The organism is Rhizobium sp. S96 (assembly GCF_030382195.1).
GTDB lineage: Bacteria > Pseudomonadota > Alphaproteobacteria > Rhizobiales > Rhizobiaceae > Rhizobium.
Genome location: NZ_JAUDRY010000003.1, coordinates 734,160 through 741,997, shown reverse-complemented (window position 1 = coordinate 741,997; position 7,838 = coordinate 734,160). Strand labels below are relative to the sequence as shown.

7 protein-coding genes are annotated in these 7,838 nt (G+C 59.8%); 1 reads left to right on the top strand and 6 read right to left on the bottom strand.

Annotated elements, in window-relative coordinates; all coding sequences use genetic code 11:
• The 5 genes from QTL94_RS04675 to QTL94_RS04655 form a co-directional block, all read right to left on the bottom strand.
• On the bottom strand, window positions 1-747 hold a 747-nt coding region (locus QTL94_RS04675; protein WP_289800754.1), incomplete at its 3' end, for an ATP-binding cassette domain-containing protein.
• On the bottom strand, window positions 740-1,747 hold the full coding sequence (locus QTL94_RS04670; RefSeq protein WP_289800753.1) for an ABC transporter ATP-binding protein: 1,008 nt from the start codon (window positions 1,745-1,747) through the stop codon (window positions 740-742). The genes QTL94_RS04670 and QTL94_RS04675, both read right to left, overlap by 8 nt.
• Before the next feature lie 2 nt (window positions 1,748-1,749).
• Complete coding sequence (locus QTL94_RS04665) at window positions 1,750-2,667, bottom strand: ABC transporter permease (RefSeq protein ID WP_289800752.1); 918 nt, start codon at window positions 2,665-2,667, stop codon at window positions 1,750-1,752.
• On the bottom strand, window positions 2,664-3,587 hold the full coding sequence (locus QTL94_RS04660; RefSeq protein WP_289800751.1) for an ABC transporter permease subunit: 924 nt from the start codon (window positions 3,585-3,587) through the stop codon (window positions 2,664-2,666). Before QTL94_RS04660 ends, QTL94_RS04665 begins: the two co-directional genes overlap by 4 nt.
• A 46-nt stretch (window positions 3,588-3,633) precedes the next feature.
• On the bottom strand, window positions 3,634-5,214 hold the full coding sequence (locus QTL94_RS04655; protein WP_289800750.1) for a peptide ABC transporter substrate-binding protein: 1,581 nt from the start codon (window positions 5,212-5,214) through the stop codon (window positions 3,634-3,636).
• Window positions 5,215-5,397: 183 nt separating this feature from the next.
• Here QTL94_RS04655 and QTL94_RS04650 point away from each other — a divergent pair, with 183 nt between their 5' ends.
• Complete coding sequence (locus QTL94_RS04650; RefSeq protein ID WP_289800749.1) at window positions 5,398-5,850, top strand: GFA family protein; 453 nt, start codon at window positions 5,398-5,400, stop codon at window positions 5,848-5,850.
• A 59-nt stretch (window positions 5,851-5,909) separates the two neighbouring features.
• Here the strand turns inward: QTL94_RS04650 and lepA are convergent, their stop codons facing one another.
• Complete coding sequence (lepA, locus tag QTL94_RS04645) at window positions 5,910-7,742, bottom strand: translation elongation factor 4 (RefSeq protein ID WP_065691540.1); 1,833 nt, start codon at window positions 7,740-7,742, stop codon at window positions 5,910-5,912.
• Window positions 7,743-7,838 lie beyond the last annotated feature (96 nt).

Sequence of the window (7,838 nt, the reverse complement as noted above, 5' to 3'; positions counted from 1 at the left end):
CGGATGGTCGAACACACGCGCACAGGCCCCAGACTCTACAACCTTCCCAAGATAAAGAACAAGCACATCGTCCGAAATCAAGCGGACAACCGATAAGTCATGGCTGATGAAGATCAACGTGAGCCCAAACTCCTTCCGAAGCTTGCGCAGCAGTGTGATCACCTGGCCCTGGATCGACACGTCGAGGGCCGAAACCGGCTCGTCGCAGATGATCAGCTTGGGCTTGGTTACCACGGCGCGAGCGATACCGATGCGTTGTGCCTGCCCGCCGGAGAATTCGTGCGGATAGCGGTTGATCATTTCCGGGACGAGACCCACCGCTCCCATAATCTCCTGCACCCGCTCGGTCCGTTGTGTCTTTGTGAGCTTCGGCTCGAAGACGGTCAGCGGCTCGGCGATGATATCGCCAACCGTCATGCGTGGATCGAGCGAGGCGATCGGATCCTGAAAAATGATCTGCATGTCGCGGCGCGTGGCGCGCATCTCCTCCTCGGTCAGGTCGAGCAGGTTGCGGCCTTGCCAGAGGATGCGGCCCTTGTGTGACTTCAGCAGCCTCAGGATCGAGCGCCCGAGCGTGGATTTGCCGCAGCCGGACTCGCCGACGATACCGAGCGTCCGGCCCTCGGCGAGATCAAAGCTGACGTCATTGACCGCCGTCAGGATCAATGGCGGTTTGAAAAAGCTCTTTGAGGGAAGCTCGAACTGTGTCGTCAGATTCTCGACCCTGAGAAGGGAGCGCTCAGCCATGGTTCAGGACCTCCTCGAGGCGGGGGAATGCATGGAAGCAGGCGGCGGCATGGCGCGGCGCCAGCGTTTCGAGAGGCGGAGCAGCTTCGATGCAGTCATCCTGGACCATCGGACAGCGCGGCGAGAAGCTGCAGCCCTTTGGCAGGTGCTGCAGGTTCGGCGGCCGGCCGGGAATGACGGCCAGCTGGTCAACGTCCTGGTCCGGCCGCGGAATGGAGGCATGCAGTGCTGCGGTATAGGGGTGCGCCGGATTGTCGAACAGCTCGTCAACCGGTGCCTCCTCGACAATCCGGCCCGCGTACATGACCGCGACGCGGTCGGCCAAACCCGCGACCACCCCGAGATCGTGCGTGATCATGACCAGTGCCGTATTCATCTCGGCCGTCAGGTCGTTGAAGAGATCGAGGATTTGCGCTTGGATGGTGACGTCGAGCGCCGTCGTCGGCTCGTCCGCAATCAAGAGCTTCGGCTTGGTGAGCAAGGCCATAGCGATGACGATGCGCTGGCGCATCCCCCCCGAAAGCTCGTGGGGGTAAAGATTGAAGCGCCGCGCCGGGTCGGGAATCCCGACCCGCTTCAGCATATCGAGCGCTTCGGCGGAAGCGGCGCGTGCGGTAAAGCCGCGATGGACCTCCAGCTGCTCCGTCAGCTGCCGTGAGATCTTGAGCGAAGGGTTCAGCGCAGTCATGGGATCCTGGAAGACCATGGCCATGTCCTTGCCGCGGACGTGGTCGAGTTCGCGCGATTTCAGCGAGAGGACGTCCCTGCCTTCCAGGAGAGCCTGGCCCGTGGTCCTGCCGTTTCTTGCAAGGAGCCCCATGACGCCGAGAAAGGTCTGGCTCTTGCCGGAACCGGATTCGCCGACGATCGCGATCCGCTCGCCGCGCTTGATCGAGAGGTTCATGCTGGACACCGCCTTCACCTCGCCATCCGGCGTTCGGAAGGTGATCGAGTAGTCCTTGAGTTCCAGCAGCGTGTCGCTCTTTGGGTCAGTGTGCATCGTCAGCGATCCTTCGGGTCGAACGCATCGCGCAGGCCGTCGCCGATGAACAGCAAGCTCATCAGCAGGGCAACGAGGAAACAGGCGGGGAAGATCAGCAGCCAGGGCATGCTTTCCATGGCATCGGTGCCTTCGGCGATCAGTGTGCCGAGAGAGGTCAATGGCTCCTGGACCCCGAAGCCGAGATAAGAGAGAAAGCTCTCCGTTGCGATGATCTCGGGGACGGTAAGCGCCGCAAAGATCACGACCGGACCGATAAGGTTCGGAATGATATGCTTGAGAATGATCTTGAACGGCCTTTGGCCGGAGGCGCGTGCTGCCTCGATGAATTCGCGCTGCTTGATCGACAGGGTCTGCCCGCGCACGATGCGCGCCATCGTCAGCCACTCCAGCGCCCCGATCGCCGCGAACAGCAGATAGACGTTACGGCCGAAGATGACCATCAGCAGAATGACGAACAGAATGTAGGGCAGCGCGTACATGATATCGACGAAGCGCATCATGATGGCATCCAGCCTGCCGCCGATATAGCCCGAAACGGCGCCGTAGAGCACGCCAATGACGACGGAGACCAGCGTTGCCGTGGCCGCCACCGCAAGTGAAACTCGTGTGCCGTACAGAACGCGGGCCAGCAGGTCGCGGCCGTTTGGATCTGTTCCGAAATAGTGGCCGCTCGCGAAGTCGGGCGCCATCCGGAATGCTTCCCAATCCGGCTCCTCGTAGTCGAAGGGGATCAGATACGGTCCGATGAAGGCCGCGAGAATGAGACAGAGCAGAACAGCAATGGCGACCACCGCTGCCTTGTTGCGCGACAGGCGACGCAACGCATCGCCGGTCAGCGATCGACTCTTGTGGGTCAGTCCTTCGGCTTCAAGAAGTTCGGCCGCAAGCAGCTCACGCTTTGCAGGATTGAGGATCATCGGCTTCTCACTTTCGGGTCGAGCCACGCATAGGCGATGTCGACAAGGAGATTCAGAACGACGATCAGCACCATGTAGAAGATCACCGTTCCGAGAACCATGCCGTAGTCGCGGTTCAGTGCCGCGTTGATGAAATAGCGGCCGATACCGGGCAATCCGAAGATGCTTTCGACAACCAGCGAGCCGGTGAGAAGATAGCTTGCGGCCGGCCCGAGATAGGACACCACCGGCATCATGGCTGGCTTCAGCGCATGTCGCATGACGGTGAGCCGCGGACCGATCCCCTTGGCTTTGGCCGTGCGGATATAGTTCTGCCCCATAACTTCGATCATCGATCCACGGGTCATGCGCGAGATACGGCCCGCATGCGGCAGGGCCAGGACCACGACCGGTATGATCAGATAGCGGATGGAACCATCCCCCCATCCACCAACCGGCAGCCAGCCGAGATGGATGCCGAAGATCAGCTGCAGGATCGGCGCAATCAGGAAGTTCGGAAGGACCAGACCGATGAGAATGAGGAGACCGAGCAGATAATCGGGCGCTTTATTCTGATAAAGCGCCCCGAGACAGCCGACGAATACACCGATCACGATCGAAAGGATAAAGGCGGCGCCGCCGATGGTGAAAGTGTAGGGCAGGCCTAGCAGGAGCTGCTGGGTAACGGTGAAATCCTGATTGGCGAAGGAGGGACCGAGGTCGCCCTTCAGCACATCGAACATGTAGATGAGGTACTGCTCGATCAGCGGCTTGTCGAGATTGTAGTGGGCTGCAAGGTTTTTCAGAATCACCGGCGGCAATGGCCGTTCGCCATCGAATGGGCCGCCGGGGGCAAGGCGCAAGACAAAGAAGCTGAGCGTCACGGCGATCCATAGGACCGGAATCGTCGAGAGCAGGCGACGGAGTGCGTATTTGATCATGGGCGCGGACCGGCCCTTCCCTCAGGCGGAGGAAGGGCCGATATCCCTATTCTTTGACAGACAGCCAGCGCGTGCGGTGGATGTCCTGGATATTGTCCTGGAAGCCCTGGACCTTCGGTGACACCACGTTCTTCGAGACGTAGTAGTAGAGCGGGATCGCGGCGCTGTCATCGAGTGCCAGCTGCTCCGCCTTCTTGAATATCTCGGCGCGCTTCTTCAGGTCAGTCTGAGCGTTCGCTTCCTTGACCAGCTTGTCGTAGTCGGCGTTGCTCCAGCGACCGTAGTTCATGGAAACGCCGGAGACGAGGAGGCCCAGGAAATTGTCAGGGTCGTTGTAGTCGGCGATCCAGCCGGCTCGGCCGATCTCAACCTGACCATGTTGCATTTCGTCGTAATGCACCTTCGTCTCGGTGTTGTAGAGCTCGATCTGGACGCCAAGCGGCTTCCACATGGAGGCGATCGCGACGGCGACGCGCTTGTGATTGTCGTTGGTGTTGTACCGCAGCTGAGCTTTCAGCGGGTGGTCAGGGCCGAAACCTGCTTCCTTCAGGAGCTTCTTCGCCTCTTCCACCTTTTCCTTGTAGGGCATGTCCTTCCAGCTCACATAGGCGGGCTCGCCATAGTTTGCCGTGCCCGGCGGCACCCAGGAATAAGCCGGCAGTTCACCCGTGCCGAGGATCTTCGGTCCGATCACTTCACGGTTCACGGCCATGGAAAGCGCCTGGCGCACGCGCTTGTCGTTGAACGGCGGCTTCTGAGCATTCAGCACGTAGTAGTAGCTGGCGAGAAACGGCGTGACATGCGCCTGCCCGGGCAGGTTCTTCTTCATCCATTCGTACTGGTCGGTCGGGAAGTCCGTCATGATATCGAATTCGCCGGCGCGGTAGCGCTTCAAGGCGGCTTCCTGATCCTCCAGGGTGAAGAACTTGACGCCGTCGATCTTCAGATCCTTGGTGCCATAATACTGGTCGTTCTTGACTGTCGTGACAGATGCACCCGGGATCCACTCGGTCGGCTTGTAAGGGCCATTGGTAACGATGTTCCCGATCTTCACCCAATCATTGCCCTTCGCCTCGACAACGTGCTTCGGCAGCGGATAGGCCGTGTAGTGCATCAGCGAATTGATAAAATAAGGGGTCGCGTTCTCTAGCGTGATTTCGAGCGTCTTGTCGTCGATCGCCTTGACGCCGAGCTGGCTGAAATCCGTGATTTCGCCCTTGTTGATCTTTTCCGCGTTCTTGATGGTGAACTGCAGATAGGCATATTCGGCTGCGTTCTTCGGATCGAGGAGGCGCTGGAAAGCGAAGACGAAGTCGCCGGCCGTCACAGGCTGGCCATCAGACCATTTGATTCCGTCGCGCAGCTTGAAGGTATAGACCTTGCCGTCGTCCGAAACTGTCCAGCTTGCGGCCTGTCCAGGGATCGGGTCGTCCTTCGCGTCTTCCGTTACTAGCCCCTCGAAAATGTCACCCGCGATGCGGTTCTCATAGTCGCTCGAGAGCTTCTGTGGATCGAGCGACTGCGGATCACCACCATTGTGGATGTTCAGGGTCGCCGCGTGCGCGGAAACGGCGAGCAGCGAACCAAACACTGCCGTCGCTAGAATTTTTTTCGTAAGGAAGTTCATGATGGGGGCCACCTTTCCCAGCTTTTCGCTTTTTTTAGTCGTTTGTTCCCGTGCTTGACCTGTTACGTTCAGGTCAATGAGCAGCCTAGCGAAAAGAAATGCCGTTGCAACCCCCTTTGAATGTCGCGATTTGACACTCGCCCATTCGCGCCTAGATTGGTTTTGACAATCAAGGAGATGACAATGAGCGACCAAAACCCGCCTTGGGAAGGTGGATGCCGCTGCGGTCAGGTACGGTTGAAGATCACGGCCAAACCGCTGCTGACCATGGCGTGCCATTGCACCGGCTGCCAGAAGATGTCGTCAAGCGCATATTCGCTGAGCGCTGCCATCCCTGCGGAGGGGTTCGAAGTAACCTACGGCGAGCCTGTCATAGGCGGGCTGCACGGCGCCTCGCGCCACTATTTCTGCTCGCACTGCATGACCTGGATGTTTACCCGGCCGGAAGGAATGGACTGGTTCGTCAACCTTCGTCCCACGATGCTCGACGATCCGCGCTGGTTCGCGCCTTTCATCGAGACGTGGACGCGTGAGAAGCTGGCCTTTGCCGAGACCGGCGCGGTCCACAGCTATGAGGCTCTTCCGGAGATGGATGCCTATGAGGGGCTGGTGAAGGAATACATGGCCTGCAGCTGAGGCAGCCCATAAAATTCGGCCCGGCCATGCGCTTGCACGACCGGGCGGAATGAATGTTGCTACTCGTCGCCCATCTTGAGCGCGGCGATGAAGGCTTCCTGCGGAATCTCCACCTTGCCGAACTGGCGCATGCGCTTCTTGCCTTCCTTCTGCTTGTCCAGAAGTTTGCGCTTGCGGCTGGCGTCGCCGCCGTAGCACTTGGCCGTCACGTCCTTGCGCAGAGCCGAGATGGTTTCGCGGGCAATGACGTTGCCTCCGATCGCGGCCTGGATCGGGATCTTGAACATGTGCTTCGGAATCAGGTCCTTAAGCCGTTCGCACATATCGCGACCGCGCTTTTCGGCCGACGCGCGGTGGACGAGCATGGAGAGCGCATCAACCGGCTCGCCGTTGACGAGGATCGACAGCTTGACGAGATTGCCTTCACGGTAACCTTCGAGGTGGTAGTCGAACGAGGCATAGCCCTTCGAGATCGACTTCAGCCGATCGTAGAAGTCGAAGACGACTTCGTTGAGCGGCAGCTCGTATGTGACCAGCGCGCGGGTGCCGACATAGGTGAGTTCGGTCTGGATGCCGCGGCGATCCTGGCAGAGCTTGAGAATACCGCCGAGGTAATCGTCCGGCGTCATGATCGTCGCCTTGATCCACGGTTCGCGGATCTCGTCGATCTTGACGACGTCGGGCATGTCTGCCGGGTTGTGCAGTTCGCGCTGGCTGCCGTCGGTCATCGTCAGCTGGTAGACGACGGAAGGTGCGGTGGCGATCAGGTCGAGATCGAATTCGCGCTCCAGGCGTTCCTGGATGATTTCGAGGTGCAGGAGGCCGAGAAAGCCGCAGCGGAAGCCGAAGCCGAGCGCCGCGGACGATTCCATCTCGAAGGAGAAGGAGGCGTCGTTGAGGCGAAGCTTGCCCATTGCGGCGCGCAGGTCTTCGAAGTCCGCGGCATCAACGGGGAAGAGGCCACAGAAGACGACCGGTTGCGCCGGCTTGAAACCGGGCAGGGCTTCAGCCGTCGGACGCTTGTCCTCGGTAATTGTATCGCCGACGCGCGTATCGGCAACTTCCTTGATGGAGGCCGTGATGAAGCCGATTTCGCCCGGACCGAGGCTGTCGACATTGACCATCTTCGGCGTCAGCACGCCAACGCGTTCCACCTGATACTTGGCATCGGTCCCCATCATGCGGATCGTCTGGCCCTTGGACAGCACGCCGTCGATGATGCGCACGAGAACCATGACGCCGAGATAGGTATCGTACCAGCTGTCCACGAGCAGCGCCTTCAGCGGTGCCTTTTCGCCGCCGGGGCTCTTCGGAGCCGGCAGCTTCTCGACAATCGCTTCCAGGACATCGGGGATACCGAGGCCGGTCTTCGCTGAAATCAGGACCGCTTCGGAGGCGTCGATGCCGATCACTTCCTCGATCTGTTCCTTGATGCGGTCCGGTTCGGCCGCCGGCAGGTCGATCTTATTGAGGACGGTGACAAGCTCGTGGTTGTTGTCGATCGCCTGATAGACGTTGGCCAGCGTCTGAGCTTCCACGCCCTGCGACGCGTCCACGACCAGCAGCGAACCTTCGCAAGCCGAGAGCGACCGGGAGACCTCGTAGGCAAAGTCGACGTGCCCGGGGGTGTCGATCAGGTTCAGAATATAGGTTTCGCCATTCTTCGCCTTGTAGTGCAGGCGAACGGTCTGGGCCTTGATGGTAATGCCGCGCTCACGCTCGATATCCATGTTGTCGAGCACCTGTTCGGACATCTCGCGCTCGGCAAGGCCGCCGGTCGATTGGATCAGGCGATCAGCAAGGGTCGATTTGCCGTGGTCGATGTGGGCCACGATCGAGAAGTTGCGGATATGGGAAAGCGGAGTTGTCGGATTGGTGCTCATCCGCGCCATATAGCAGCGCATCCCCTTGCAGCAAAGCGGAAAAGCAGCGTTTCGTTTACGATAAATCGCGATGGCGCCGCCGAAAAGATTGGGCTTGATTCCAGC